We start from the raw sequence: 25,511 nt of genomic DNA, 5'->3' as shown, positions 1-25,511 counted from the left end.
GCACACGCCACACCACACCGGAGTGGACGCAGCAAGGCGTCAGTCACACTCGACAATCGGCTTCATGAACGACAAAGCCGGCGCTTTCCCCACGGGAGGCGCCGGCTTTTCGTCGTGTCCGGGTGGCGACGCGGGCCCCCTCCCTAACCCTCCCCCGCTGCGCAGGGGAGGGGACAGGAGGACGGGGAGTGGGGGAACTGGACGGTGCAGAGCTTGTCGGGGCTTTCCTTGGCGATGGCCTTGTGGCCGGCTATGGCGGTGTTGATCGCGTCTGAGGTCAGGCGGTGCGGGCCGGGAGCGATCACCACAGCGACGCCACTGGCCGACAGCAGCGGAAAGCGCCGAACCGCGCCGTAACGGTCCTTGCCCTCGAAGCAGCCGACCTCCCGCGCCTCCGCGTCGTAAAGGCTCTCCGCGTCGGAGCGGAACTGCGCGACGAGGTCCGCCACACGGGCGAGCGCATCCTCCTCCTCGGCACCGCTGAGGCCGACGAAGAAGTCGTCGCCGCCGATGTGGCCGGCGAAGCCGCCGTTGCCCGAGGCCCAGGCCTTCAGACGTTCGCTGAACATCAGGATGGCGCGGTCGCCCTGGCGGAAGCCGAACCGGTCGTTGAAGGGCTTGAAATTGTCGAAGTCGAGATAGGCCAGGACATGCCCGCGGTCCTGCTCCTGAAGGGCGCGTTCGATGTGGCGCACGATGGCGGCGTTGCCCGGCAAACGGGTCAGCGGGTTCTGGTCCGCGGCCATGGCGAGGTTGCGCTCGTGCACCAGACGGATCAGCGCGCCGCTGGACAGGAAGCCGGCGTATTCGCCGCCTTCGATGATGATGATCCCGTCGCTGGCCTCCTCCGCCGAGAAGGCCTCGATCACTTGGTCGAGCGGGGTTGAGATGTCGCAGACCGGGCTCTTCACCACCAGATCCAGCAGCGTGTCGCCCAGCCCCTTGTTGCGCAGAAGCTCGCTGCCGAAGCGGGAATAGACGAAGCGCTTCAGGTCGCGCTCGCGGATCAGCCCCAGCGGGCGCTGCTGGCGGTCGACGATGGGGGCGATGGACGGGCTGTTGTCGCCGCGGAAATATTCGAGAAGTTCGGTCTTCGGGGAATTGACGGCCAACGGCGGCTGCCGCTCGATCACCTCGGACAGGCGCAGGCGGGCTTCGTTCGGCTTGCGCCGGTCCCGGCGGTTCAACTCCTCGACGACGCCGTAGCGCTCGGGCACGGCGCGCAGGTCCAGGCTCGGCCGGGCGATGAGATAGCCCTGAGCGAAGTCGCAGCCGAGATCGCGGCAGGTGTAGAATTCCTTCTCCGTCTCCACCCCCTCGGCGATGATGAGGATGCCGAGCGCGTGGGCGTAGCCGACCAGCGCGTGGGCGATGGCCCGCTTGCGCGTGTCCTGGTCGATGCCGTCGATGAAATAGCGGTCGATCTTGAGATAGTCGGGCTTGGATTCGTAGAGCAGCCGCAGCCCGGCGAAGCCGACGCCGAAGTCGTCCAGCGCCACCCCGATGCCCGCCTGGCGGTAACGGTCGATGGCCTGCTCGATGCTGTGGTCGGGGCGCAGCTCGCGGCGTTCTGAAATCTCCAGGCTGATGGTCAGGCGCGGGTCGGGCGTGCCGCCATCCAGCGCGAAGGGGGGCAGCCAAGGCGAGCCGGCCACCCCGACCACCCGCGCGTCGATGTTCAGGAACAGTTTGGCGTTCGGCCAATTGTCCAGCTTGCGGAAGGCCGCCACCGCCTTGGCGTGCAGGGCGCATTCGACCTCGGCCAGCAGGCCCTGCATGCAGGCGGCGTCCAGCAGGTCGTTGGGGCTGGCGAAGGGGCTGCGCTCCAGGCCGCGCAGCAGCGCCTCCATGCCGTGGCAGCGCCCGGTGCGCATCTGCACGATGGGCTGGAAGGCGACCGACAGCCCGGCCAGAAGATGGGTCCATTCCGCCGGCAGCGCGGCCTTGCGGGCGCTCCCCGCCGGGGCGCCGGAGCGATCGTCCCATTCTTCTGCTGGCACCGAGGCCATGGCTTCGTCCACCGCCGGCTGTCCATGTTCGTCGCGGGCAAGCCCATCTTGTAGCGGATCATCTTTTCGATTTCGTGACAAAGGCAAGGCGTCTGCGCGCAGCGCGATCCAAAATGCCCTTCGCACCCCGGCCCCGCTTTGCGCTATAGGGGTGCGCTTCAACGCAGACGATGATGGATCTGGGGGGCGGCGGGGCATGAAGGTCGGCATCGACATGGGGACGGCCATGACGGCTGGCGCGACGGGGGCGTCGGCGATGCTGGATCTCGAGGAGCTGCTGGCGACCCGCCTGCTGGTGCAGGGCAACTCCGGCTCCGGCAAGTCGCACCTGCTGCGCCGCCTGATCGAGCAGAGCGCGCGCTGGGTGCAGCAGGCGGTGATCGACCCCGAGGGCGACTTCGTGACTCTGGCCGAGCGCTTCGGCCACATCGTGGTGAACGCCGACGAGCACAGCGAGGCCGCCCTGCAGAGCGTCGCCGCCCGCGTGCGCCAACACCGCGTCTCCGTCGTGCTGAACCTGGAGGGGCTGGACGCGGACATGCAGATGCGCCACGCCGCAGCCTTCCTGGGCGGGCTGTTCGACGCCGACCGCGACCACTGGTACCCCATGCTGGTGGTGGTGGACGAGGCGCAGCTCTTCGCCCCCTCCGCCGCCGGCGAGGTGTCGGACGAGGCGCGCAAGGTCTCGCTGGGCGCCATGACCAACCTGATGTGCCGCGGGCGCAAGCGCGGGCTGGCCGGGGTGATCGCGACGCAGCGCCTCGCCAAGCTGGCCAAGAACGTGGCGGCGGAAGCCTCCAACTTCCTGATGGGCCGCACCTTCCTCGACATTGACATGGCCCGCGCGGCCGACCTGCTGGGCATGGAGCGCCGCACGGCGGAGATGTTCCGCGACTTGGAGCGCGGGCATTTCATCGCGCTCGGCCCGGCGATCTCGCGCCGCCCGCTGCCGCTGCGCATCGGTGCCGTCGAGACGCAGGGACGGGCCGGCAGCCCGAAGCTGATGCCGCTGCCCGACACCCCGCTGGAGGACGCGCGGGAGCTGATCTTCAAGCCGGGCGAGCCGGAGCCGCCGCGCCTGCCGGTGCGCCGCCCCTCGACCAGCGCCAGCGCCGATCTGCTGGCCCAGCTCTCCCGCCCGCGCCCCCTGCCCGTGGAGCCGGAGACCGAGGACGCGGCCCCCGCGCTGCCCCTGGAGGAGCCGGAAACGCCGGAGCAGGCGGCGGAGCGCAAAGCCGCCTACGAGGCGATCCTGCGCGAGGTGCTGGCCGATCCGGAGGCGCCCTACCGCTCCATCGCCGTGCTCTATCAGGACTTCCTGGTGCGCTGCCGGACGCAGGGGGTGCGGGGCGAGCTTCTGGAATTGCCGGCCTTCCGGCGCAAGCTGGCGGCGGCCCGCGCCGGGGCGGGGGATGGCACCGAAGAGAATCCCGCCTGGGCGAAGGCGACCCAGGTCGCGGCGACCCTGCCGGAAGACATCCAGGTCGTCTTCCTGCTGCTGGCCCGCGCGGCGCTGGACCATCTGCCCTGCCCGTCCGACGCCGACGTGGCCCGCGCCTGCGGCAGCCGGTCGCGCGGGCGGGCGCGGCGCCTGCTGACCTACATGGAGCAGCGCGGCTTCGTCGCCACGCGCAGCGGGCTGGGCAACACCCGCAGCATCGCCCTGCCGGCGCTGGGCTGGGAGACGGCGCTGGGCGATCCGAACGCCGACTTGAACGCCGACGACGGGTCGGAGGGGCCGGAGGACGGCGGGCTGTTCGCCACCGTCTAAGGTCTTTTTTACTCGTCGTCCGGCTCGATCCCGGCGGCCAGGGCGTGGGCCAGACGCCCGGCGGCGGCGACCGCGGCCATGGCCGCCTGCGCCTTGGCCGCGATGCGCGCGGTGCCCTCCGGTGTCGGTTGGTGGAGCGACGGGTCGGGCAGGCGTTCGGCGAAATCCCAGGCGCCGGTGGCGGGGTCCCAGACCTCGAACACGTCGGGGTTGGAGCGGCGGGCGACCCAGGCGCGGGCGGCGTTGCCCTCGGCGCGGAAGCGCACTCCGAAGAAGCGGCTGGCCGCCATGGCTCCGATGGCCGCGGCCAGATCGGCGTCGGCGTCCGGGAAGCGCTGCGTCAGAGCGGCGCGCAGGGCTTCCGTCAGGGCGCGGCGGTCGTCATGATGGGGAAGGCCGTCGGGATCGGTTCTCATGGCCGGCGATGGTAGAGGGACGGCGCGCCTCCGCAAGCGGGCGCGATGTCGCAAGCGCAGCCCGGAGTCGTCATGGTCAGCCTGTCCGAAGCCTACGCCATCGCCATCGGTCACCACCGGGCCGGACGGATGGGCGAGGCCGCCGGGGTTTACCGGGCGATTCTCGACGCCGACCCGCGGCAGGCCGACGCGCTGCATCTGCTGGGCGTGCTGTCGGGCCAGACCGGGCGGGTGGGGAATGCGCTGTCGCTGATCGCCCAGGCCATCGCGCTGGACCCGGAGGCGGCGGACTATCACGACAATCTGGGCAGCCTGCGCCGCGGCGACGGCGATGCGGTGCGGGCGGCCGGGCAGCACGCGCGCGCCTTGGCGCTGGAGCCGGCGCGGGCCAAGGCGGCCTTCCACCGGGGGCTGGCGCTCGGCGATCTGGGCCGTGAGGATTTGGGCCGGATCGGGGAGGCGCTCAGATGCTTCCGTGTCGCCCTGCGGGTCGATCCCGGCTATGGGGCGGCGGCGCTGGCGGCGGGGCGGCTGCTGGCCGGCGGGCCGGAGCCAGCGGCGGCGGAGCGCTGGCTGGCCCACGCGCTGGCCTTGGCACCGGACAGCGCCGACGGCTGGGCGGCGGTGGGACGCGCGCGGCTGGCGGCGGGGCAGGCCGATGGGGCGGTGACGGGCTACGACCGGGCCGCAAGGCTGCGTCCGGGTGACGGAGCGGCGCTGAGCAACCTCGCCATGGCGACCTTGCAGGCCAGCGGCGCCCTGCCGGAGTTCCCTCGCGCCGACCGCCCGGAGGCGACATGGGCCGAACCGCTCGCCCGCGCGCTCGACCTGTTCCTGGCGGCGCTGGAGCGCGGGGCGGGGGAGGTGGCGGAGGCCGCGCTGTTCCGCACCGCCGTGCTGACCATCCACCGCGGCATGCTGGACGACGCGCGGCTGGAGCGGATCGCGCAACGGGCGCGGGACCGGCGGCGGCGTGCGTCGGGGGATGGCGCGGCGGCGGCCTGCATCGCACACGGCCTCTACCGCCGGGGCCGGCTGGTGGCCGCCTCGCGCTTCGCCCGGCGGTATCTGCGCGGCTGGTCGGAGGAGGCGATCCGCGCCGATCCGCAGGCCGCGAAATGGCGGCAGGTCGATGCGCGCCCGGTCTTCCTCGACGCGCTCGCCGCGTACCGGCCGCGGATCGCGGAGACGGGGGAGCGGTCGATGCCGGTTCCGCCCGCAGCCGAAGGCGGGGCGATCCTGCTGGTCAGCGTCGATTCCGGCTACTGGCGGCGCTTCGGCGGCTGGTTCCTGTCCCACGCCCTCAAGGACGCGCCGGGCAACCGTGTCCATGTCCACATCGTCAACCCCAGCGCGGAGGATCGCGCCGAACTGGACCGCCGCTGCGCCGCCCAATCGGGGCGCCTCTCCTGGTCTCTGGAGCGCATCGACCTGTCCGTCCACGCGCCGGGGGCGGGGACGACCTATTACGCCTGCGCGCGCTTCTTCGTGGCTTTGGACCTGCTGGAGCGGACCGGGGCACCGGTCTTCATCACCGACATCGACGCCCGCAGCACGGCGCCGCTTCCACCGGACCTGCGCGACGGGGCGGGCTGGGACCTGACCATCATGCGCGACCGCCGCGCCCGCGGGCCGTTCGACGACATCATCGTCAGCTTCCTCGGCGTCGCGCCGACCGCTGTGGGGCGGGAATTCCTCGGTCTCGTCTGCGCCTACATCGGCTGTTTCTTTGACCGGGGCGAGGCCGCCTGGACTTTGGACCAGGCGGCGCCCTACGCCGTCCTTCACGACTGGATCCGGCGCGGGCGGACGCTGCGGCTGCGGGAGCAGGAGTTCCTGCGCCTGCCCTGGTTCGATTTCCCGGTGAAGGGCGAGGGGTGACGGGCCGCTACGCCGCCTGGACGCTGTTGTCCTTGCGCCGCGACAACTGCAACTGGCCGTCCAGGCACTTCACGTAGGTGGTCTTGCCGGCCTTCAGGTTGTCGCAGACGGTGACCAGCGCGCGCGGGATCGCCGCGAACTCCTTCGAGCCGCGCGACTGCGTGTTGTAGGCGGCGAGGTGCTGGCGCAGCCCCTCTTTCGACACCGGCTTTCCGTCGTTTCCGATCATGGTCGTCCCCGCGCGTGGTTGCTGGTCGCCGAAGCTACGCGGGGACGGCCCTGGACTCAACGTCTGCCGACTCAACGTCCGCTGTCGTTCGTGGGCCGATCCTCCGGCTTTCCTCCATCGCCGGTCCAGTCGTCGGTGTTGTAGCGTTGCGCGTCGCTGATCTTTTGCACCTCGTCGCGGCTCGGCGGCTTGGGCACGCGCGACTGGCCGTTCTCGCGGTCCTGGTCCATCAATCCTCCATCGCTTTGCCAGTGATGTGGACGGAACGGCGAGGCCGGCAAGCCCGCCGCAGAAAGGAGGGCGCTTGAGTTCAGACACGGACGCGCGGCGCTATGACCGCCGCCCGCTTGACAGAGCGTCCCGCGCCGCCGGATCATCCAGACCCTACCGCCAAGAATTCCAAAGAGAATTCGCCCCGTCCGGGGTCGTTCCGGGATCACGCAGGGAGTATGGGAACCATGAACACGTTCGCGCGCCGTCTGGCCGGCGCCGCCCTTCTGTCCGCCGGTCTTTCCTTCGGTCTCGCGGCCACGCCGGTCCTGGCCGACACGCCGAAGGACACGCTGGTCATGGCCTGGCAGTTCGACGACATCGTGACGCTCGACCCCGGCGAGATCTTCGAGCTGTCGGGGGCTGAATACGGCGCCCAGGTCTATGACCGGCTGATCCGTTTCGACGTGAACGACGTCAGCAAGATCTACGGGCAGGTGGCGGAAAGCTGGACCGTCTCCGACGACGGCAAGACCTTCACCTTCACCATCCGCGACGGGATCAAGTTCCACTCTGGCAACCCGCTGACGGCGGAGGACGTGGCCTACTCGCTCCAGCGCGCCGTGAAGATGAACAAGGGGCCGGCCTTCATCCTGACCCAGTTCGGCCTGACGCCGGAGAACGTCGATCAGAAGGTCCGCGTGACCAACCCGCGCACCCTGGTCTTCGAGACGGACAAGACCTACGCTCCGACCTTCGTGCTCTATTGCCTGACCGCCGACGTCTCCGGCGTGGTCGATTCCAAGCTGGTCAAGAGCAAGGAGGTCAACGGCGACTTCGGCGCCGCCTTCCTGAAGGCCAACTCCGCCGGGTCCGGCCCCTTCGTCCTGCGCCAGTGGAAGGCCAGCGAGCTACTGTCGCTGGAGGCCAACGCCAACTATTGGGGCGGCGCTCCCGCGGTGAAGCGCGTGCTGATCCGCCACATCGCGGAACCGGCGACCCAGCGCCTGCTGCTGGAGAAGGGCGACGTCGACGTGGCCCGCAACCTGAAGCCGGAGCAGTTCGAGCCGCTGCGCGGCAACGACAAGATCCGCATCGTCCAGGCGCCCAAGGGCACGCTCTATTATTTCGGCCTGAACCAGAAGAACGAGGTGCTGGCCAAGCCCGACGTGCGCAAGGCCTTCAAGTACGCCGTGGATTACGACGGCATGGCGAAGACCATCATGAACGGTCTCGGCACCGTCCATCAGGCCTTCCTGCCCAAGGGCTTCCTCGGCGCGCTGGAGGAGAACCCGTACACGTACGATCCGGCCAAGGCGAAGGAACTGCTCAAGCAGGCGGGCTATCCGGACGGCATCACGGTGACCATGGACGTCCGCAACACCTCGCCCAGCATGGACATGGCCCAGGCCATTCAGGGCAGCGCGGCGGCGGCGGGCATCAAGATCAACCTGCTGCCGGCGGACGGCAAGCAGGTGGTCACCAAGTACCGCGCCCGCAACCACGAGGCGCTGCTCTACCAGTGGGGCGCCGACTACCAGGATCCGAACACCAACGCCGACACCTTCGCCGCCAACCCGGACAACGCCGACGACGCGAAGGCCAAGCCGCTGTCCTGGCGCAACGCCTGGGACATTCCTGAACTGACGAAGAAGACCGCCGCCGCGGTCGAGGAGCGCGACACCGCCAAGCGCGCCGCCATGTACCAGGAGCTTCAGCGCGAGGTGCTGGAGACCTCGCCCTTCGTCATCATGTTCCAGCAGACCGAGGTGATCGCGGAGCGCAGCAACGTCGAGGGGCTGGTCTGGGGGCCGAGCTTCGACAGCAACTACTACTGGAAGGTCAGCAAGAAGTAAGGTGCGTTGCTCAGCCCCTCTCCCGACCCGGGAGAGGGTGCCCGCAAAGCAGGCGGGTGAGGGGCGTGCGGGGATCGATGCGCTGATCCTCGGCGGTACCCTCACCCTTCCCGTGCTTTGCACGGGTCCCTTCCCTCTCCCGGGGCGGGAGAGGGACTTTGAACTCAAGTCGGGTGAAACTTGGCCGCTATCTTGAAACGACCGGGGATGCCGGGGCGGCGCCATGCGATTCGCGGGGCGGGGCTGCTCGTCTCGGTGGCGCTGACCGTCCTCGGCCTCCTGCTCGTCACCTTCCTGATCGGGCGCGTGGTGCCGATCGACCCGGTGATCGCCGTGGTCGGCGACCGCGTGTCCGCCGACACCTACGCCCGCGTCCGCCAGGAGCTGGGGCTGGACCTGCCGCTGTGGCAGCAGTTCCTGCGCTATGTCGGCGATGTGCTCCAGGGCGATTTCGGCACCTCGGTGCTGACCTCCCGCCCGGTGCTGGAGGACATCCTGCGCGTCTTCCCGGCGACGCTGGAACTGGCCACCGCCGCGCTGATCGTCGGCGTGCTGCTGGGCATCCCGGCGGGGGTGATGGCCGCCGTCCATCGCGGGCGCTGGCCGGACCATCTGATCCGGGTGATCGGGCTGATCGGCCATTCCATCCCGGTCTTCTGGCTGGGGCTGATGGCGCTGCTGGTCTTCTACGCGCGGCTCGATTGGGCGCCGGGGCCGGGCCGGGTGGATGTCTTCTACGAGGGGCTGGTCGATCCGGTGACCGGGGTCATCACGGTGGACGCCCTGCTGGCCGGCGAGACCGACGTGTTCTGGAACGCGCTGCACCATCTGGTGCTGCCGGCGGGCATCCTCGGCCTCTACAGCGTGGCCTACATTGCCCGCATGACGCGCAGCTTCATGCTGGACCAGCTTCGCCAGGAATACATCACGACGGCCCGCGTCAAGGGCATGTCGGAGGCGCGGGTGATCTGGCGCCACGCGCTGGGCAACATCGCGGTGCCGCTGACCACGGTGGTGGCGCTGTCCTACGCCTCGCTGCTGGAGGGGTCGGTGCTGACGGAGACGGTGTTCGCCTGGCCGGGGCTGGGGCTCTACATCACCAACTCGCTGCTGTCGGCGGACATGAACGCGGTTCTGGGCGGCACGCTGGTGGTCGGGGCGGTCTTCATCGGCCTGAACCTGCTGTCCGACCTTCTGTACCGTTTGCTCGATCCCCGTGCGCGATGAGGGGCGTGATGACCGCACAGACTCACACCACCGAAAACGGGCTGCGGGCGTGGCTGACGGCGGAGACGCCGCAGTCCCGCGGGCAGGCCCGGCTGGGCCGGGTCTATCTGGGCTGGCTGGCCTTCTCGCGCAACCGTCTGGCCATGATCGGGCTGGGCATCGTGCTGCTGCTGGTGCTGATGGCGGCGCTGGCCCCGCTGCTCGCCCCCTACGATCCCTACACGCAGGACCTGTCGCAGCGGCTGCTGCCGCCCAGCGCGGCGCACTGGCTGGGCACCGACGCCTTCGGGCGGGACATCCTGTCGCGCATCCTCTACGGCTCCCGTCTGACGCTGATGATCGTGGCGCTGGTCGCTGTGACCGCACCGGTCGCCGGTCTGCTGATCGGGACGGTGGCGGGCTATCTCGGCGGCTGGGTGGACGCGGTTCTGATGCGCGTCACCGACATCTTCCTGGCCTTCCCGAAGCTGATCCTGGCGCTGGCCTTCGTCTCGGCGCTGGGGCCGGGCATCGAGAACGCCATCATCGCCATCGCGATCACCAGCTGGCCGCCCTACGCCCGCATCGCGCGCGCCGAGACGATCACCATCCGCAAGAGCGACTTCATCAGCGCGGTGCGGCTCCAGGGCGCCTCGACGCCGCGGATCATCCTCGGCCATGTCGTGCCGCTCTGCTCCTCTTCGCTGATCGTGCGGGTGACGCTGGACATGGCGGGGATCATCCTGACGGCGGCGGGGCTGGGCTTCCTCGGCCTCGGCGCGCAGCCGCCCGCCCCGGAATGGGGCGCGATGATCGCCACCGGGCGCCAGTATGTGCTGGAGCAGTGGTGGGTCGCCACCATGCCCGGCATCGCCATCTTCGTGGTCAGCCTGGGCTTCAACCTGCTGGGCGACGGCCTGCGCGACGTTCTGGACCCGAAAGGCCAATGAGCGAGACACCTCTGCTGGAGGTCGAGAACCTCCGCATCTCCTTCCCCACCCGGACGGGCGTGACGCAGGCGGTGCGCGGCGTCTCCTTCACCGTCGGGCGGGAAAAGCTGGGCATCGTCGGCGAGTCCGGCTCCGGCAAATCGATGACCGGGCGGGCCATCCTGCGGCTGGTCCCGCCGCCGGGCATCGTGACCGCCGACCGGCTGAGCTTCCAGGGCGAGGACCTGCTGACCCTGCCGGAGAAGCGGCTGCGCGGCATCCGCGGGCGGCGCATCTCCATGGTCATGCAGGACCCGAAATTCTCGCTGAACCCGGTGATGACCATCGGCGCGCAGATCGCCGAGGCCTACCGCGTCCATTCCAGCGCCGGCACGGCGGAGGCGAAGCGGCGCGCGCTGGAGATGCTGGAGGCCGTGCGCATCCGCAACCCGGAGCGCGTCTACGGCCTCTACCCGCACGAGGTGTCGGGCGGCATGGGCCAGCGCATCATGATCGCCATGATGCTGATCCCCAACCCCGACCTGCTGATCGCCGACGAGCCGACCTCGGCGCTCGACGTGACGGTGCAGATGCAGGTGCTGGCGATCATGGACGAGCTGTGCTCCCGCCGCGGCATGGGGATGATCTTCGTCAGCCACGACCTGAACCTCGTGGCGTCCTTCTGCGACCGCATCCTCATCATGTACGCGGGCCGGGTGGTCGAGACCTGCCGCGCGTCGGAGCTGCACGCGGCGAAGCATCCCTACACCCGCGGCCTGCTCGACAGCCTGCCGCGCCTGGACGACACGCGGCCGGAGCTTCCGGTGCTGGCGCGCGACCCGTCCTGGCTGGAGGGCTGAGGCATGATCGACGTCAAGGATCTGCGGGTCACCTTCGGCCATGGCGCCGACGCCGTGGCCGCCGTGCAGGGGGTATCCTTCGCCGTGCGGGAGGGCGAGAGCTTCGGGCTGGTCGGCGAATCGGGCTCTGGCAAGTCCACCGTGCTGCGCGCCGTCGTCGGGCTGAACCACGACTGGACGGGCTCCATCGCCGTGGCCGGCGCGGCGCAAAGCCGTCGCCGCGAGAAGGGCTTCTTCAAGTCCTGCCAGATGGTCTTCCAGGACCCCTACGGCTCGCTGCACCCGCGCCACACCATCGACCGCATCCTGGCCGAGCCCATCGCCATCCACGGGCTGCGCGACGCCGACGCGCGGATCGACCGGGTGCTGCGCGACGTCGGGCTGGGGCCGCAGTTCCGCTTCCGCTACCCGCACCAGCTCTCCGGCGGGCAGCGCCAGCGCGTCGCCATCGCCCGCGCCCTGGTGCTGGAGCCGCGCGTGCTGCTGCTGGACGAGCCGACCTCGGCGCTCGACGTGTCGGTGCAGGCGGAGATCCTCAACCTGCTGAAGCGGCTGCGGGCGGAGCACGCGCTGACCTATGTGCTGGTCAGCCACAATCTGGCGGTGGTCGCGACCATGTGCGACCGCTTGGCCGTGATGAACCGGGGCCGCATCGTCGAGGAGATGGACGTGGACTCCCTGCGCCGCGGCGAGGCGCGGGAGGACTACACACGGCAGCTCCTGCGCGCCAGCCAGGGCTATGACCGCGCGGCGGCGGACAGCTTCAAGGACTTCGCGTGACGTTCACCCCGCCTCGGGCGGCGGGGCGGGGCGGGCGGCCAGCGCGTCGGCCTGGGTCTGGAGCTTGGCCAGCAGGCCGTCGAGCTGGCTCAGCTCCTCCTCCGTCAGCGCGCCGGTCAGCTCCCGCTCGTAGGCCAGCGCGAGGGGCACGATCTCCGTGTAGATCGCCAGCGCCTTCGGCGTCAGGGTCAGCTGCGCCTTGCGGCGGTCGGTGGCGCCCGATTCGCGCAGGATCAGCGCCGAATCGAGCATACGGCTGATTGCCCGGCTGACCTGCACCTTGTCCATGGCGGTGCGCTGGGCGATCTCCCCCGCGCTCAGCGTCTCGCCGCCGCCCAGCACGGCGATGACCCGCCATTCCGGGATGGTGATGCCGAATCGCTTCTCGTACAGCTTCGCCACCGTGTGGCTGACCGTGTTGGACAGCACCGACAGGCGGTAGGGCAGGAAGCGGGTTAGATGCAGCACCGGCGCTGCGGGATCGGCGCCGGAACGCTTGCGGCGGGGTGAGGCCATGGGGTGTCGCGCCTTATCGGAATGCGGGAACCGGAAGCCGGTTTCTCCATCCTGCCCCGGAAATTGGCGGACGCAACCGTTTCAGATAAAAATTTCCAGCCGCTGGGAATGAGCCGCCGGGATTTCTCCGGACAGCTTCAGCGGTTGACGATCAGCGCCACGCCCAACACCGCGACGATGGCGCCCGCCCAGGCGCCCGCTCCCGGGCGCTGGCGGGTCCAGGCCCATAGCATCGGCAGAATCAGCACCGGGCTGGTGGCCGACAGGGTGGCGACCACGCCGGCGTTGCCGTGGGCCAGCCCGATCAGCAGCAGCGTCATGCCAAGCCCCAGCCCGATGAAGCCGTTCACCACCACCTGGGCGAAGATGCGCGGCGTCAGGCCGGGACCGAAGCCGAGGCGCTGGCCGGGCAGCAGCCCGCCCGCGAACAGCAGCAGCCCCGACGTGCCGACGCGCACCGCCGCCGCCGCGATGGGATCGGCGCCCGCCGCCATCACCGGCCGGGCGATGACCGAGCCGGCGGCTTGGCAGACGGCCGCGATCAGGCAGGCGCCGACGCCGATCAGCAGGCGCCCCCGCACCGACTCCCAGTCATGGGGAACGGTGCCGGCGCCGTTCGGGACCGGGCTGGCGCGGAAGAAGATCGCCAGCATCACCCCGGCGGTGACCAGCGCGATGCCGACCGCCGTCCACGGCCCCAGCGCCTCCCCCAGCACGGCCCAGGCGAGCAGGGCGGTGATCGGCGCGTTGGTGGCGTAGATGACCGAGTTGCGGCGCGGCCCGATGCGCCCCAGCGCCCAGAACAGCGCGGTGTCGCCCATCACGATGCCGACCGCGCCGGACAGCGCCAGGATCGCCGCACCCTGCAGGTCGAGCGTCTGCCAGCCGCCGAGCAGCGTGGTGGCCAGCGCCGTGCCGACGAAGACGATGCTCATGCGCAGGCGGTTGAAGGCGACCGAGCCGATGGCCCGCACCGGGCCGATGGCGATCAGCCCGCTGGCCGCCCAGCAAAGCGCGGCCCCCAGGGCGGCGAGGTTGGCGGTCAGCATGACGGGAGCTTCGCAAGGGCGGGGTGGGGCATCGTGCCCGCACCCTATCCGGAACCCGGCCACGGCGGTAGTGCGGCGGTGGCATGGCGGGGGTGTGGGCGGGGGGCGCCTACGGCACCACGATCCGCCGCACCACGGCCTTGGTGGCGCGGGCCAGATCCGCCGGGGACAGGGCGATCTGCAGGCCGCGGCGCCCGCCGTTGACGACCATCTCCGGCAGGGTCTCGGCGCTGGAGTCGATGAAGGTGGGCAGGGCCTTGCGCTGGCCCAGCGGGCTGATGCCGCCGACCATGTAGCCGGTGGTGCGCTCGGCCAGGGTGGGGTCGGCGAGATCGGCCTTCTTCGCTCCGGCGGCGGCGGCCAGTGCCTTCAGGTCCAGCTTCGCCGCGACAGGGATGACGACGCAGGCCAGCGCCTTCGGCTCCAGCTGGACGATCAGCGTCTTGTAGACCACCGCCGGGTCCAGCCCCATCGCCGCCGCCGCGTGCAGGCCGATGGCGTCCGCCGAGGGGTCGTACTCATACTCCATCAGGCGGTGCGCAATCCCCGCCGCCTTCGCCGCGTTCACCGCCGGTGTGACCTTCGCCGCCATGATGACCTTGCTCCCCGGGGCGCGGATTCGCCCTTATGCATCGGGACCTTAGCAGACCGCTCCGGCGAGGGGGAGAGGGTGGCGGGGGGAAGCGCGCCCCGCCGTGGTGCACCCCTTTCGACGACGCAATTTTGCCCAAATTGCGCCGGTGTTCATGCCAACGCGCCTTGGACAGACGGGCCGCCTGCCGCGATTCTGAGCGCCGGCCCGTTTCCCGGTCGGAGAGTTGGAGAATCATGGTCCCACGCACGCTGCTTGTCGTCGATGACGATCCCACCCTGGAAGGCCGGGTGCAGGACGCCCTGCCGGTGTGCCGGATCGTCGCCGCGGGCGGCGTGGCGGACGCGCTGGAGGCGGTGCGGGCGCACCGGCCCCCGGTGGTGGCCCTGTCCGTCGATCTGGCCCAACTGACCGAAACGCCGAACGGAGGCGGCAACGGCCTGGACACCCTGTCACTGATCCTGGGCGAGGCGCCATCGATCAAGGTCATCGCGCTCGCCCCGCACGACCAGCGGGTGCTGGCGGTGCGCGCGGTGGCCCGCGGCGCCCACGACGTGTGCGGCAAGCCGATCGACGCGCAGGAATTGGCCGGGGTGGTGCAGCGCGCCTTCCAGCGCGCCGACCTGGAGTTGGAAGGGCGCCGGCTGGCCATCGGGGACGCCCCGCCGACCCTGCGCGTCCTGCGCGACGAGACGGAGCGGCGCGCCCTGCTCGACACGCTGGCCCGCTCCGGCGGCAACCTGTCGGCGACGGCGCGCCTGCTGGGGGTCAGTCGCCCGACGCTCTACAGCCTGCTGCGCCAGCACGGCATCCGCGCGGATTAGCGCGGCCACGCCTCATTCCGCGCGCGAGCCGGGGTTGCCGATCATCGACAGGAACTCGCGCCGGGTCGAAGGGTCGCTGCGGAAGGCGCCCAGCATCCGGCTGGTCACCATGGTGACTCCGGTCTTGTGCACGCCGCGGGTGGTCATGCACTGGTGCTGCGCCTCGATCACCACGGCGACGCCTTCGGGCTGGAGCACCTGATCGATGGCGTTGGCGATCTGCGCCGTCATCTTCTCCTGGATTTGCAGGCGCTTGGCGTAGGCCTCGACGAGCCGCGCCAGCTTGGAGATGCCGACGACCCGTTGGCGGGGCAGATAGGCGACGTGCGCCTTGCCGATGATCGGCACCATGTGGTGCTCGCAATAGGATTCCAGCCGGATGTCGCGCAGGACGACCATCTCGTCGTAGCCGTCGGTCTCCTCGAAGGTGCGCTTGAGGATCTCTTCCGGGTCGATGGCGTAGCCAGCGAAGAACTCCTCGTAGGAGCGGACCACCCGGTCCGGCGTGCCGGCCAGTCCCTCGCGCGCCGGATCGTCACCGGCCCAGCGGATCAGCGTGCGGACGGCCTCCTCAGCCTCGGCGCGGGTCGGTCGGTCGGTCTCGCTGTGGTTGGTTTCGGCGGAATGGCCGGGGCCGCGGAGGATGTTGTCGGCGTGCGGGGTCTTGGAAGCCGTCACGGGGTGAAGCCTTTCGATTCCTGGTCAAACAGGTCCTGGTCAAACAGGTCCTGGTCACCTGCGGGCCGGCGCCTTGGCACCCAATGCCGGAGCCGGCTTGTCAGGTATGGATACGACACGCCGCTCGCCTGGATCACCGGAATCTTCGAGGAAGCAGGCTGGCAGCAGAACGGAGTATGGCGCAGGTGGGTTCGGACGCCGCACAGTCAAGACGCTGGAGGCAGCCTTTCAGCCCGCTCTGCGGCGATAGGCTGCACGCGCCGTATGATTCTCACCGGAGACCGCTGCGCGACCGGCGTCAGTTCAACTGGCGGGGCTGGTGCGGACTGTCCAGCGAGAAGGCGGGAACCGCCACGTCGAAGGCTTCGCCGCCGCCCGTTTCGAACCGGTAGGAGCCGACCATGATCCCGGATGGCGTGGGAAGCGGCGTTCCGCTGGTGTATTCGAAGCTGCCGCCGGGCTCCAGCACCGGCTGTTCGCCCACCACGCCCGGCCCGCGGACCTCCTGCACGCGCCCCAGCGCGTCGGTGATGTGCCAATAGCGTGTGCGCAGCCGGACGGTTTCCTGGCCTTGGTTCTCGATCCGGACGTGATAGGCCCAGACATAACGGCTTTCGGCGGGCATGGACTGCTCGTCGAGAAAGACCGGCTGGACGGTGACGCGGATCGCGCGGGTGACTTTCGTGTACATGGCGGCACTCCCGGCACTGAGAATAGGGGCGGGGGAAAGCGCCTGTCCAGTGGTGGAGCGGGGGACACCCCCTCCGGATGCCCGGAAGCGGCGGGACGGGCGCCGCGGCGATGCATGCAGGACACACCAGGAAGCCATGCGCAATGGGCCGGTTCCGGCCCTTTCACGATCGCTTGAACCCCCTGTCCACTGGTGTTATATGCGAGGTCCCTGCAACGGCCGAAGAGCCTTGCCCATGTCTCGTCCGCACAGCATCAGCATCCGACGACGACGCCACGCCGCGCTGCGCGCGGGTGCGGCCGTCCTTGGGTCGCGTGCGGACGCTTCGGGTCTCCGCCGGCACTGATCCGGCGCTCCCCCGGCGCGGCGGCGCGATCCGCCTCCGACCACAGTCTTTCTGCCGGGAAGCCCCTTGACATGATGATCTCCCTGGAAGAGCCGCGGCACGACGCGGCGATCGAAGCCCTGCTCGACCGGTCCTTCGGCCCGGATCGTTTCAAGAAGACCGCCTACAAGCTGCGGGAGGGTGTGGCCCCGATCCCGGAGCTCGGCTTCGTCGCCATCGAGCATGACGAACTGGGCAACGAGATCCTGGAGGGCACGATCCGCTACTGGCCGGTGACCATCGGCGGCACGGTGCCGGCGCTTCTGCTCGGCCCGATCGCCGTGTCGGACCGGCTGCAGGGCGGTGGGCTTGGCAGCAAACTGATCCGGATGAGCCTGAACAAGGCGGCGGCGCTGGGCCACCGGGCGGTGATCCTGGTGGGCGACGCGCCCTATTACGCGCGGTTCGGCTTCACGCGGGATCTGACGCTGGACATGGCGCTGCCGGGCCCGGTGGATCTCGACCGCTTCCTGGGCCTGGAACTGGTGCCGGGCGCCCTGGCCGGCGCCGCCGGCATGGTGACGGTCCCGGCGGTGGATGAGGGTTATGGAGTGCCCGCGAACGAGGACGTGCGGCCGGCGGCCGGCGGCACCGCCTTGTTTCCGCGGCTGATCTCGCCGCTGGCGTCGGTTTTCGCCGCGTCCCCGCGGGAACTTGCCGAATCCCGCCTGTGGCATGCTCGAACCGCTTGAAAGCGGCGAAAGCGTCGCCTATAAACATGCGGCGCGCGGGTGTAGCTCAATGGTAGAGCAGAAGCTTCCCAAGCTTACGACGAGGGTTCGATTCCCTTCACCCGCTCCAGAATTCCGCCGCGCCTCTCCTTTTCCCACCTTGCATCCCGGGGACAATCTGGGACACTAGGACCGTTCCGAAGGTACTTGGACGGTTCCCATGGCGACGATCGAAACGCGTGGCCCCGACCGCTTCCGGGCCAAGGTGCGCGTCAAAGGCCACTCCCTCAACAAGACGTTCGCGACCCGGCGCGCGGCCGCCGAGTGGGCCCGCATCCAGGAGGGCCGCATCCTCGGCAAGGAGTACCGGGACCTCGGCCTCGCCGAGAGGACCTCGTTGGCCGAGGCGATCGACTGGTACCGGGCGAATGTCCTCGACCGCCGGTGCGCCGACGCGAAGAACAAGGACTCCAAGCTGCTGTACTGGCTGTCCACCGAATTCGCCGACTGGTCGCTGGTCTCGCTCCATGCCTGGGATCTCATCCGGTGGCGCAAGCGCGTTCTCGACGAGGCGAGCCCGCACCCGCGACCGAAGGGCGCGCCCGGTCCGCGCGCCGAGGTCGGCCCGCAGACGGTGGTGCACCGTCTGAACGTGCTGAGCCAGGTGTACAAGAAATGGCAGCTCGCCCACCGCGTCGCGCTCGTCAACCCGGTCGTCGAGGGAGTGCGGCCGTCGGTGCCGAACGGCCGCGACCGCCGGCTGCAGAACGGCGAGGAGGAGCGCCTGCTCGAGGCCGCCGCGCGCTCCGCGCATTCTTGGCTCCGAGCGGCCATCGTGATCGCCATGGAGACGGCGATGCGCCAGGCCGAGCAGGCCGATCTGGTTTGGCGGCGCATCCACCTGGATGCGCCCGAGCCGTACCTTCATTTGGTGGCGACCAAGAATGGCCGTCCGCGCATCGTCCCCCTGTCGACGCGCGCGCACGCGGCATTCCGCGCGCTCCGTCCCGCGGCCGGCGGCGCGCCGGATCCGGACGCCAAGGTGTTCCCCGTCGGGAGCCCGCGGTCGCTCGCGCGCGCCTTCGACGAGGTCGCCACCGAAGCGGACTTCCCGGACCTGCGCTGGCACGATCTGCGCCACGAGGCCACCTCGCGCCTCTTCGAAAGGACCAATCTGCGCGACAGCGAGATCATGGCCATTACTGGCCATCTGCGGCCGGAGATGCTCGTTCGCTACACCCACCTGCGCACGATCAAGCTGGGCCCGCGGCTCGGGTAGCCCCCGGCGTCCCGCAAAGGCGCGTGCGCCGAGTCCGGGGTGGCGGCACGCCGACCATACCGTCGCACGGAGGCGGATGCGGGCCGCGCGAAACGCGAAGGACCACCGGAGGAAGCGCGCCGTGATGGACGACTGACGTTTTCCTTTGATTGATCATCGGCCCCGACGGCTCACGCGGCTTTCCGCCGCGTCGTGGCGAGCCGGAGCTTCCCGCAGTTTTCCGCCGGGGGCGCCAGCGGACAACCGTCCATTCGGCCGCAGCACGTCCGGCCTTGCGCGCGAACCGTTTCGACGAACGCGCACTCCGCCTCTTCCATCGCCGCCATGGCCAGAACCAGCTCCGCTGCCCTTTTCGCGTGGTCGCCGCACTTTCCGATCGCCCTCGGGCCGTGCCATCCCGCGCCGCATGAGCATGGCCGCCCCAATCCGACGATGCGATCGCGGCCGGAACCCAGCACGAAAAGGATCCCATCGTTCCGCATCAAACGCAGACCGGTGCGGCCGGCGCCGAGCTTGATGCGTCGCACGGTGAGGCGCTTCGCCCTGAGATCGGCCAGCATGGCCGGCCCGAACGCCGCGGCCGCGGCCTCGGCGATCGCCTCCGGGGCCGCAGCTTCGCCATGCGCGCGGCCGGCTCCCGATGGCCACCGGCGGTGACGCTCGGCGTACATCTGGGCGCGCAGGCGATGAAACAGCGCAAATTCTTGTCGGCCCGCCATATTCCGCGCTCACGGAACAATATCTTTCGTACCGACGCCCACATGCCTTCGCACAGACGATTTCTGGGTATGTCACGGCCTCTCTCGGTTCAGTATCGCAACCTCCGAGATGCGGCAATTTCGCTACACCTCAGCCAATGTACGACCTTTTTCCATAGACCCGAGCTAGGGTGGTTTGGAGAGGGAGCGGGTCATGACGGGAAGGACATGGCGAGCGCTCCATGCCGAACAGAGCCCCACTATCGATAACAACAGAAGCACAATGGTAGCGTATCCGGAAAATACCCGTGGCATGAACGGGATGAGGGGGAGCATCATTAGACCGATGCCGATGTTGTAGTAGACAATCGCATTGCGGGCGTGCTTCAGTCTGGAGCGCTCCCAAGCTTGGACATACATGGAAATATGTTTATCGAGCAAGTCTATGTCAGGAGAACTTCGGAAGTTGCTGCATTGTGACTTCACGCACTCCGTCATGGACATGAGCAGGAACGCGCCGCTCATCAGGGCGGTAACCGCGGTCCAAATGCGTCCTTGAAACGGAACGGTCAAGCCGCCGAATGGCGGAAACATCAGCATCATCCAGTTATCAAGCGCTGTCGTTTCGTTGAGCGCGGCGGTGACCACGATCGCCCCCATGAAGCCCATGATGACCGTGCAGAGAACTGGAATCGTGGTCTCGATGGCTTGCTGCTTGTTCGGTTGGTCCGTATAACCGCTGCCTTTGCCCATGGCGGTGTCGTTCGTCTAGAGATTGTGGCCACAGTTCGGGCACTTGTGCAGCTTATGCTTCTTGCAGTACCAGTTGGTGCATCCGGGGCATTGCACTGCATGGCGCTGCGGCACGGCTTCACCGTTGTGCGCCAGATCGCAAATTTCCAAGATGTTCGACCCAGGAAGGAAAACCATTCCGGCTTGATGGTTGAACAACACGCCTTGAGATTCGAAATTGCTGCGAACTGACTTGGCGGCGTCCTTGACCAATTTATCCACGAATCGGACAGCACCCTCTTTACTTTGCATCGGTAGCTCGACGATGTCCGGCATGTCCTCGAGCGCGTCGGCGATGAGAAGCAGAACGTTGCTTTTCGTCAGGGTGATCGGCATGGGGACCTCATACGGCTCTATCACGGAGGAATGCTCAGCGACGGCCCCTTACCACTAGGGACCGGCGAGATAGCGCGCGAGCGCGGCCTTCGATCCTGAGGTGTAGCCGTCCTGCCACCGGTCGGACGTCTGGAGGTAGCCGGCCCGCACCGTCTTTCCTTGCGCGGCCAATTCCATGGCGTAGGCGCGGAAGCGGTAATGTTCGAACACGTCGAGCACGTGGACCATATAGGCTTCGGCAAGAGCGCGGTGCCCTTCCACGATGACCATGTTCTCGTCGTTGGCGTAGGACGCCTTGTACCCCAGATTGTGGCTGCCGAGCACCACGGCGCAGTCGTCCGACAGCGGGTCGACTACCAGGATTTTGTCGTGGATGATCGCGTGCCCCGGCGGGGGCGGCTCCACCTTGAAGTCGCCCCTGATGTCGTTGTCCTCGATGCGCGAGGCGCGGACGATCGAGAGGTTGCCCTGGACGAAGGTCGGAGGATTTCCCGATCCGCCATTCCGTTGCGGATCGTAGTTCGGCATCGCCTTCGGGTCGGATACCGCGCCGATGATGAGCAGTTCGCTGTCCTTCAATCCGATGCTCAACGCCTCGCCGACGACGCAGTCCTTGCCGCTCTGCCCCGGGTAGAAGGCAAGGAAGAAGATGGCTTTCCGCGCGCGCCGGATGAGCCGGTAGACGTGGTTCAAGTCCGGCGGAACGGCTTCGCCTTTCCTGCGCTGCGGCATGTTCGGCGCGAACCAAAGCGTGAGCTTTCCGTTCGGCCCAAGCCCCTTCGCGAAGGGCGTTCGGTTACCGCTCCGAAGTTCGGCGCCCTGGACGTTGCCGGGCATCTCGGTCGATAGGGGGTTCGGGACGGGCAGCGCATCGGCGCGGAGGCTCTTCCAGTAGTCGTCGAACGCCTTCGCGACTTCCTTGTCTTCGATCTCCAGGGCGTTGTTGGTCTGCGCGGCCAAGCCGCCCCAGGTCCAGTTCGTGCTGCCCGTCAGCACGGCTTGAGGATTTTCCTCGGCATCGAGATTGACCACGAACTTGTTGTGGCCGATGCTCACAGAGTTGTTGAACATCCGGTCCTGCATCGTGACGCCGGCGGACCGGAGCGCCTCGCGGGCCGCCGCATTGCGGGCGTCCCAGAGGCCCCCCGCGCCCTTTCCCGTGTTCGAGAGGATGAGTTCCAGCTGGTCCTTGTGGTCCAGGAGCAGCGAGAGGAGCTCCCTATCGTCCAATTCGTAAAGAGCGAGGCGGAAGCGTCCGGGGCGCTTCAGGAAATCGCGCAGGAGCGGAAGGACCGAGCCGGCGAGGTATTCCCGATGTCGGTCCCCGGGTTCGCGCAGCATGTCCTCGAGCTCGCCCTTCTCGATGCGGCCATCCTGCAGAAGGACGTTGCTCAGCCATTGCGCCGACAGGATGCCGTTGGTGAAGGCGGCCCTGAACGGCCCCAACCGGCCGGTGACGTGGATGACGTTGGTCGTCGCCGGCCCATCCAAATAGGCGAGCGGCCGCGGCCGTCCCTCGTAGGCCGCCTGCCCGCCGGCGTTCGCCGGTGTGGCTTGCGGCACCGGAGTCAGCCCGGGCCCGGCCTCGCCGACCGGCCGGATCTCGTAGCGAACGCGGACCTCGGCCGAACGCAATTCCAGCGCATCCCGGCGCCTGCGGAGCGTCAGGTCGCGCCACGTCAGCTTCTGGACCGGCCAGATGCCGCTGTCCTGCGGCAGCCAGAGTGGATTCCGCTGTCCTTTGAAGGGCACGAAGGACGCGGTCCTGATCCGGTCCGGCGAGCCATCCGCGCGCACGGCGTCCTGGCCGTCCTTGTCCACGTAGACGCGCGTGACCTCGAAGCCGAGGCACCCTTCGATCTTGGCGTCCACCATCCACGCGATCAGCGCGATTTCGTCGTTGCAGTAAGCCTTGGCCGCAGTCACCCGGCCCATGGTTGCCTCCGTCGATGGGTTGGGCGGGCCGCGCCGCGGCGATCCGCCCGGGCGCCGCCGCCGCGGCCCCCTTCCGGATTCAGAGAGAGTAGCCCCGCGAGATCCCGGCCTGCGACGAAGCGGGGTCGATCTGCCCGCCGTCGAAGAAGCCCGCGATCTGCTCGCCGACGTCGCCGTCGGCCATGAATCGCGCGGGATCCCGGCTGGCCTCGCGACGGCGCTGGTTCAGCAGCCGGAAGATCAGCCATTCGTCGTGCGAGCCGAGGCTGTAGTTCACGCTCGCCCGGACGCTGTAGTAGCGCAGGAATTCGATGCGCCGGCGCTCCCACTCGTCGCGCGCTTGGCTCGTTCCCGCGGCCGCAGCGCCCCACGCGACCCCGGCCACGCTGAAATCGTCGCGAAATTCGGGAACGTTGGCGTATTTTCGCGAGAAGTACGCTTGGATGCCCGCCGTCAGGGTATTCCCTTCGCGCAGGAAGAACGACTGCACGTCCCGCGGCCCGACGAAGTAGAAGGCGTCGAAATACTGACCGCTGTTCAGGAGTTCGGGGTTGGCGATGCGCCGGTCGCCGACCCGATCGCCGTTCTCCACGAGGACTGTCGTCCACATCCGCATGTAGTCTCCGCCCTGCGGCCGCGACATGGCCAGCAGCTTGCCGAGGTCGATGCCGAGCTCCTTCGCGTGCCGATTGATGAGGCCGGTGCCCGCCTTCGATTCGAGCTGGTACTGAGCGGGGTTCAGGATCCAGAACGCCTCGCCCCAGCGATCGAGCAGCGCGCGTTCCACATGCTTGGCGACGTCCACGTTCGTGCCCGCGTGGCCGCCGCCGCGCGCGCTGATCGGGCAGCTGAGATAGACAATCAGCTTGTCCTCGGCCTTCGCGCGCCGGATGTCGCTCCGGATGAGCTCGATCTGCTTGTCGAAGATCGCTTCCCATGGCCCCGTCTGCCATGCGTAGCGCATCGGGAAGCCCGGCACCGGCTCCCCGGTCCGCGCGCTGTCGTCCGGCGCCGTCGCGGGCGCGCGCGATCCGGCAGCCGGCGCCGGATTCGCGGCGGGAGCGCCGTCGGCCGGGGCGTTGTTGGCGATTACCACCTTGAACAGCCAGGAACCGTCCTCCGCGCGCTTGTACACGTGGATCCCGTTGAGCCGCATGCGGACATCGCCGTTCCCGGACTGTGCGCCGTTTGGCTTCGGCGTGAGCGTGAGTTCGGTGGAGAACCGCCGGTACGCGAGGTCGCCCAGGACCTCGATCTCGTGCTTGTGGTAGGTTTCCGCAGCCGTCCACGCCGCGAAGAATCCCTCGTAGGCCGCCCGGATCTGCTGCTTGCCGATCGCGGGCGGCACGGCCGGCCAGAGATAGACCCCGTCCTCATGCCAATGGCCGAGGACGCCGTCGAGATCTCCGGCCTGGAAGCTCTTGAGGGCTTCGGCGTACATGCCGTCGATGATGCGCACCTGCTGGCTGGCTTCGGCGTCGTTCACGGTTCCCTCCCGCTCCATGGACCAACGATGCGCATGCGGCGGCCCGGCCGGCTCAGAACTCTCCGGTCTTGGCCGCCTCTTCCCCCGACACCGGCGCCGGCGCGGCCTCGCCTTGGAGCCTCTTCAGCAGGGCCGGATTCAGCCGCAGCTCGTTCGCGGTCCGCGCCTTCGGCGTGACGCCGACGTAGTCGTACGCTTCGAACAGGCTGGGCCGTTCGGTCATGTAGCCGCCGGCTACCGTGGCCTTCTCCTCGGATTCCAGACGCAGCATCGTCATGGCGCGGCCCAGGCCGTCCATGTGCCCGGCGAGCATGGCGAGTTCGGCGATCTGGTGATCGAGGAGCCGCGCGTAGGCGGCGGCCTCGCCGATTCCGGGATCGAGGTCGAGGCGGCGCACGCCGGCTCGCGCTTCCCGCCGGTTCTCGGCGTCGAGTTCGGCGCGCAGGCGGCCTTCGGCTGCCTGCGCGCCGTGCGGGCGGACGACTAGGCGTTCGACCCAGTCGAGCAGGGCCTCGTCGAGGGCGGAAAAGGTCCCCGCCGGGGCCTGGTCGGGATCCTGCACGTAGAGCACGACGTTCTCGGCGTGCCGCAGCGCCCTCTCCCGCGCCGCCTTCTCGGCGTCCTTGTCCATCGGCGGCTTCGGCGGGCGGCCGACGCCGTACTCGTCCTTGTAGACGTTGAACAGGAACATCGTGTGGTGCTCGAGGCCGTAGCGGGCCCGCGTGGTCACGTAGATCCGGAGATACGCCAGCTCCTTGAGGCGTCGGCTGACAAAGCCCCCGGTCTGCGTGCCGTTGCGCCATTCGTCCTCGTTGAACAGCAGGGGCAGCGAGTAGGGCGGTTCGAAGCGGGCGAGTTCCGGATGGTGCATCAGGAGATAGACGAGACCGCCCGGAAAATACTCCCCGAAGGACCATCCCCACACGCCGGTCTGGACACCGCCGACGGTCAGGCCCTTGTCGCGCGTCGCCTGCTCCGGCTCCCTCTCGTAAGAGACGAGCGGCACCCGCGCCCCCTTCAGCGGGGCCGGCGCGACGGCGAACGCGCCCGTCTCGATCAAGTCCAGGGGGAGCACGACCTCGGGCGGCGTGAACGCGGCGTCGCCGTCGCCCGCATCCGCCGCGAGCCGCTCCAGGCGTTCGATCAGCTCGCGGGGTAGGATCGAGTCCATGACGCCGGGGAAGAAGTCCTCGTCCGGAATGGCCAGGCCGGAGAAGACGTCGGTAAGCGCCACGAACTGCAGGCACAGGAACGCGAGCTCGACGAGCTGGGCGTTCACCATCCGCTCGTTCGCCGCGTCGGGCAGTTCGCGGCTCGCCGCCGCCGCCGCCGCGGCCGCCGCCTGCTCCGGGCTGCCGGCGCCGCGCCAAGCGGCGCGCGCGGCCTCAAGACGGGCCATCCACGCCGTTTCTCCGGCGTGACGGCGCTTGGT

At 69.1% G+C, this 25,511-nt stretch carries 25 protein-coding genes and 1 tRNA gene; 11 read left to right on the top strand and 15 right to left on the bottom strand.

The window, feature by feature from the left end; translation table 11 throughout:
* Positions 1-143 precede the first annotated feature (143 nt).
* Positions 144-2,021, bottom strand: a complete 1,878-nt coding sequence (locus tag H0B54_RS28455) for a bifunctional diguanylate cyclase/phosphodiesterase (protein WP_343069046.1) — start codon at positions 2,019-2,021, stop codon at positions 144-146.
* A gap of 184 nt (positions 2,022-2,205) precedes the next feature.
* Between H0B54_RS28455 and H0B54_RS28450 the strand changes: the two genes are divergently transcribed.
* Positions 2,206-3,780, top strand: coding sequence for a helicase HerA domain-containing protein (locus H0B54_RS28450; RefSeq protein ID WP_188263139.1), 1,575 nt, complete (start codon positions 2,206-2,208; stop codon positions 3,778-3,780).
* 8 nt (positions 3,781-3,788) lie between these two features.
* On the opposite strand, the gene H0B54_RS28445 is transcribed toward H0B54_RS28450, so the two are convergent.
* Positions 3,789-4,196 (bottom strand): hypothetical protein, encoded by a 408-nt coding sequence (locus tag H0B54_RS28445; protein ID WP_188263138.1) that lies wholly within the window; start codon positions 4,194-4,196, stop codon positions 3,789-3,791.
* Between the two features lie 45 nt (positions 4,197-4,241).
* On the opposite strand from H0B54_RS28445, the gene H0B54_RS28440 reads away from it, so the two are divergent.
* Positions 4,242-6,077, top strand: coding sequence for a tetratricopeptide repeat protein (locus H0B54_RS28440; protein ID WP_188263137.1), 1,836 nt, complete (start codon positions 4,242-4,244; stop codon positions 6,075-6,077).
* A 7-nt stretch (positions 6,078-6,084) separates the two neighbouring features.
* Here H0B54_RS28440 and H0B54_RS28435 read toward each other — a convergent pair whose 3' ends face one another.
* On the bottom strand, positions 6,085-6,306 hold the full coding sequence (locus H0B54_RS28435; RefSeq protein ID WP_014239111.1) for a hypothetical protein: 222 nt from the start codon (positions 6,304-6,306) through the stop codon (positions 6,085-6,087).
* A gap of 71 nt (positions 6,307-6,377) precedes the next feature.
* Positions 6,378-6,536 carry a hypothetical protein gene (locus H0B54_RS28430; protein ID WP_188263136.1) on the bottom strand — a complete coding sequence of 53 codons (159 nt, stop codon included), beginning with the start codon at positions 6,534-6,536 and terminating at the stop codon, positions 6,378-6,380.
* Between the two features lie 228 nt (positions 6,537-6,764).
* Here H0B54_RS28430 and H0B54_RS28425 point away from each other — a divergent pair, with 228 nt between their 5' ends.
* The 5 genes from H0B54_RS28425 to H0B54_RS28405 all read left to right on the top strand — a co-directional run bounded on the left by H0B54_RS28425 (position 6,765) and on the right by H0B54_RS28405 (position 12,147).
* Positions 6,765-8,372 (top strand): ABC transporter substrate-binding protein, encoded by a 1,608-nt coding sequence (locus H0B54_RS28425; protein WP_188263135.1) that lies wholly within the window; start codon positions 6,765-6,767, stop codon positions 8,370-8,372.
* 207 nt (positions 8,373-8,579) lie between these two features.
* Complete coding sequence (locus H0B54_RS28420; protein ID WP_188263134.1) at positions 8,580-9,599, top strand: ABC transporter permease; 1,020 nt, start codon at positions 8,580-8,582, stop codon at positions 9,597-9,599.
* 8 nt (positions 9,600-9,607) lie between these two features.
* The gene (nikC, locus tag H0B54_RS28415) at positions 9,608-10,528 is read left to right on the top strand and encodes a nickel transporter permease (RefSeq protein ID WP_188263133.1); all 921 of its coding nucleotides are present in this window, start codon (positions 9,608-9,610) and stop codon (positions 10,526-10,528) included.
* Entirely contained in the window at positions 10,525-11,367 is an 843-nt protein-coding gene (locus H0B54_RS28410; protein WP_188263132.1) for an ABC transporter ATP-binding protein, read from the top strand. The genes nikC and H0B54_RS28410 overlap by 4 nt, the downstream gene beginning before the upstream one ends.
* 3 nt (positions 11,368-11,370) lie before the next feature.
* A complete protein-coding gene (locus tag H0B54_RS28405; protein ID WP_188263131.1) occupies positions 11,371-12,147 on the top strand; it encodes an ABC transporter ATP-binding protein in 777 nt (258 codons plus the stop codon).
* Positions 12,148-12,150: 3 nt separating this feature from the next.
* On the opposite strand, the gene H0B54_RS28400 is transcribed toward H0B54_RS28405, so the two are convergent.
* From H0B54_RS28400 to ybaK, 3 genes are all read right to left on the bottom strand, one after another.
* A complete protein-coding gene (locus tag H0B54_RS28400) occupies positions 12,151-12,663 on the bottom strand; it encodes a MarR family winged helix-turn-helix transcriptional regulator (RefSeq protein WP_094307097.1) in 513 nt (170 codons plus the stop codon).
* Between the two features lie 137 nt (positions 12,664-12,800).
* The gene (locus H0B54_RS28395; RefSeq protein WP_188263130.1) at positions 12,801-13,712 is read right to left on the bottom strand and encodes a DMT family transporter; all 912 of its coding nucleotides are present in this window, start codon (positions 13,710-13,712) and stop codon (positions 12,801-12,803) included.
* A 109-nt stretch (positions 13,713-13,821) separates the two neighbouring features.
* A complete protein-coding gene (gene ybaK / locus H0B54_RS28390; RefSeq protein ID WP_188263129.1) occupies positions 13,822-14,304 on the bottom strand; it encodes a Cys-tRNA(Pro) deacylase in 483 nt (160 codons plus the stop codon).
* Between the two features lie 236 nt (positions 14,305-14,540).
* Here ybaK and H0B54_RS30100 point away from each other — a divergent pair, with 236 nt between their 5' ends.
* Positions 14,541-15,128, top strand: coding sequence for a response regulator (locus tag H0B54_RS30100; protein WP_188263128.1), 588 nt, complete (start codon positions 14,541-14,543; stop codon positions 15,126-15,128).
* A gap of 12 nt (positions 15,129-15,140) precedes the next feature.
* Here H0B54_RS30100 and folE read toward each other — a convergent pair whose 3' ends face one another.
* Positions 15,141-15,773, bottom strand: coding sequence for a GTP cyclohydrolase I FolE (gene folE / locus H0B54_RS28380; RefSeq protein WP_094307106.1), 633 nt, complete (start codon positions 15,771-15,773; stop codon positions 15,141-15,143).
* Between the two features lie 331 nt (positions 15,774-16,104).
* Positions 16,105-16,497 carry a Co2+/Mg2+ efflux protein ApaG gene (gene apaG / locus H0B54_RS28375; RefSeq protein ID WP_094307093.1) on the bottom strand — a complete coding sequence of 131 codons (393 nt, stop codon included), beginning with the start codon at positions 16,495-16,497 and terminating at the stop codon, positions 16,105-16,107.
* Between the two features lie 417 nt (positions 16,498-16,914).
* Here apaG and H0B54_RS28370 point away from each other — a divergent pair, with 417 nt between their 5' ends.
* From H0B54_RS28370 to H0B54_RS28360, 3 genes are all read left to right on the top strand, one after another.
* The gene (locus H0B54_RS28370) at positions 16,915-17,574 is read left to right on the top strand and encodes a GNAT family N-acetyltransferase (protein WP_188263127.1); all 660 of its coding nucleotides are present in this window, start codon (positions 16,915-16,917) and stop codon (positions 17,572-17,574) included.
* Between the two features lie 35 nt (positions 17,575-17,609).
* Positions 17,610-17,683 (top strand) — tRNA-Gly (locus H0B54_RS28365).
* A gap of 90 nt (positions 17,684-17,773) precedes the next feature.
* Positions 17,774-18,832 carry a site-specific integrase gene (locus H0B54_RS28360; RefSeq protein ID WP_188263126.1) on the top strand — a complete coding sequence of 353 codons (1,059 nt, stop codon included), beginning with the start codon at positions 17,774-17,776 and terminating at the stop codon, positions 18,830-18,832.
* A gap of 170 nt (positions 18,833-19,002) precedes the next feature.
* On the opposite strand, the gene H0B54_RS28355 is transcribed toward H0B54_RS28360, so the two are convergent.
* The 6 genes from H0B54_RS28355 to H0B54_RS28330 form a co-directional block, all read right to left on the bottom strand.
* Positions 19,003-19,551 (bottom strand): E2 domain-associated cysteine-rich protein, encoded by a 549-nt coding sequence (locus tag H0B54_RS28355; protein WP_188263125.1) that lies wholly within the window; start codon positions 19,549-19,551, stop codon positions 19,003-19,005.
* Positions 19,552-19,716: 165 nt separating this feature from the next.
* Positions 19,717-20,283 (bottom strand): hypothetical protein, encoded by a 567-nt coding sequence (locus tag H0B54_RS28350; protein WP_188263124.1) that lies wholly within the window; start codon positions 20,281-20,283, stop codon positions 19,717-19,719.
* A gap of 15 nt (positions 20,284-20,298) precedes the next feature.
* The gene (locus H0B54_RS28345) at positions 20,299-20,658 is read right to left on the bottom strand and encodes a hypothetical protein (RefSeq protein WP_188263123.1); all 360 of its coding nucleotides are present in this window, start codon (positions 20,656-20,658) and stop codon (positions 20,299-20,301) included.
* 54 nt (positions 20,659-20,712) lie between these two features.
* A complete protein-coding gene (locus H0B54_RS28340) occupies positions 20,713-22,593 on the bottom strand; it encodes a phospholipase D-like domain-containing protein (protein WP_188263122.1) in 1,881 nt (626 codons plus the stop codon).
* A 79-nt stretch (positions 22,594-22,672) separates the two neighbouring features.
* Positions 22,673-24,079, bottom strand: coding sequence for a nuclear transport factor 2 family protein (locus H0B54_RS28335; protein ID WP_188263121.1), 1,407 nt, complete (start codon positions 24,077-24,079; stop codon positions 22,673-22,675).
* 52 nt (positions 24,080-24,131) lie between these two features.
* Positions 24,132-25,511, bottom strand: a 1,380-nt coding sequence (locus H0B54_RS28330; RefSeq protein ID WP_211109614.1) for a hypothetical protein, incomplete at its 5' end; no start/stop codon positions are given.

Source organism: Azospirillum tabaci (genome assembly GCF_014596085.1).
Lineage (GTDB): Bacteria > Pseudomonadota > Alphaproteobacteria > Azospirillales > Azospirillaceae > Azospirillum > Azospirillum tabaci.
Note: the sequence above shows the minus strand (reverse complement) of the source record. Positions and strands in the feature narration are given on the sequence as shown.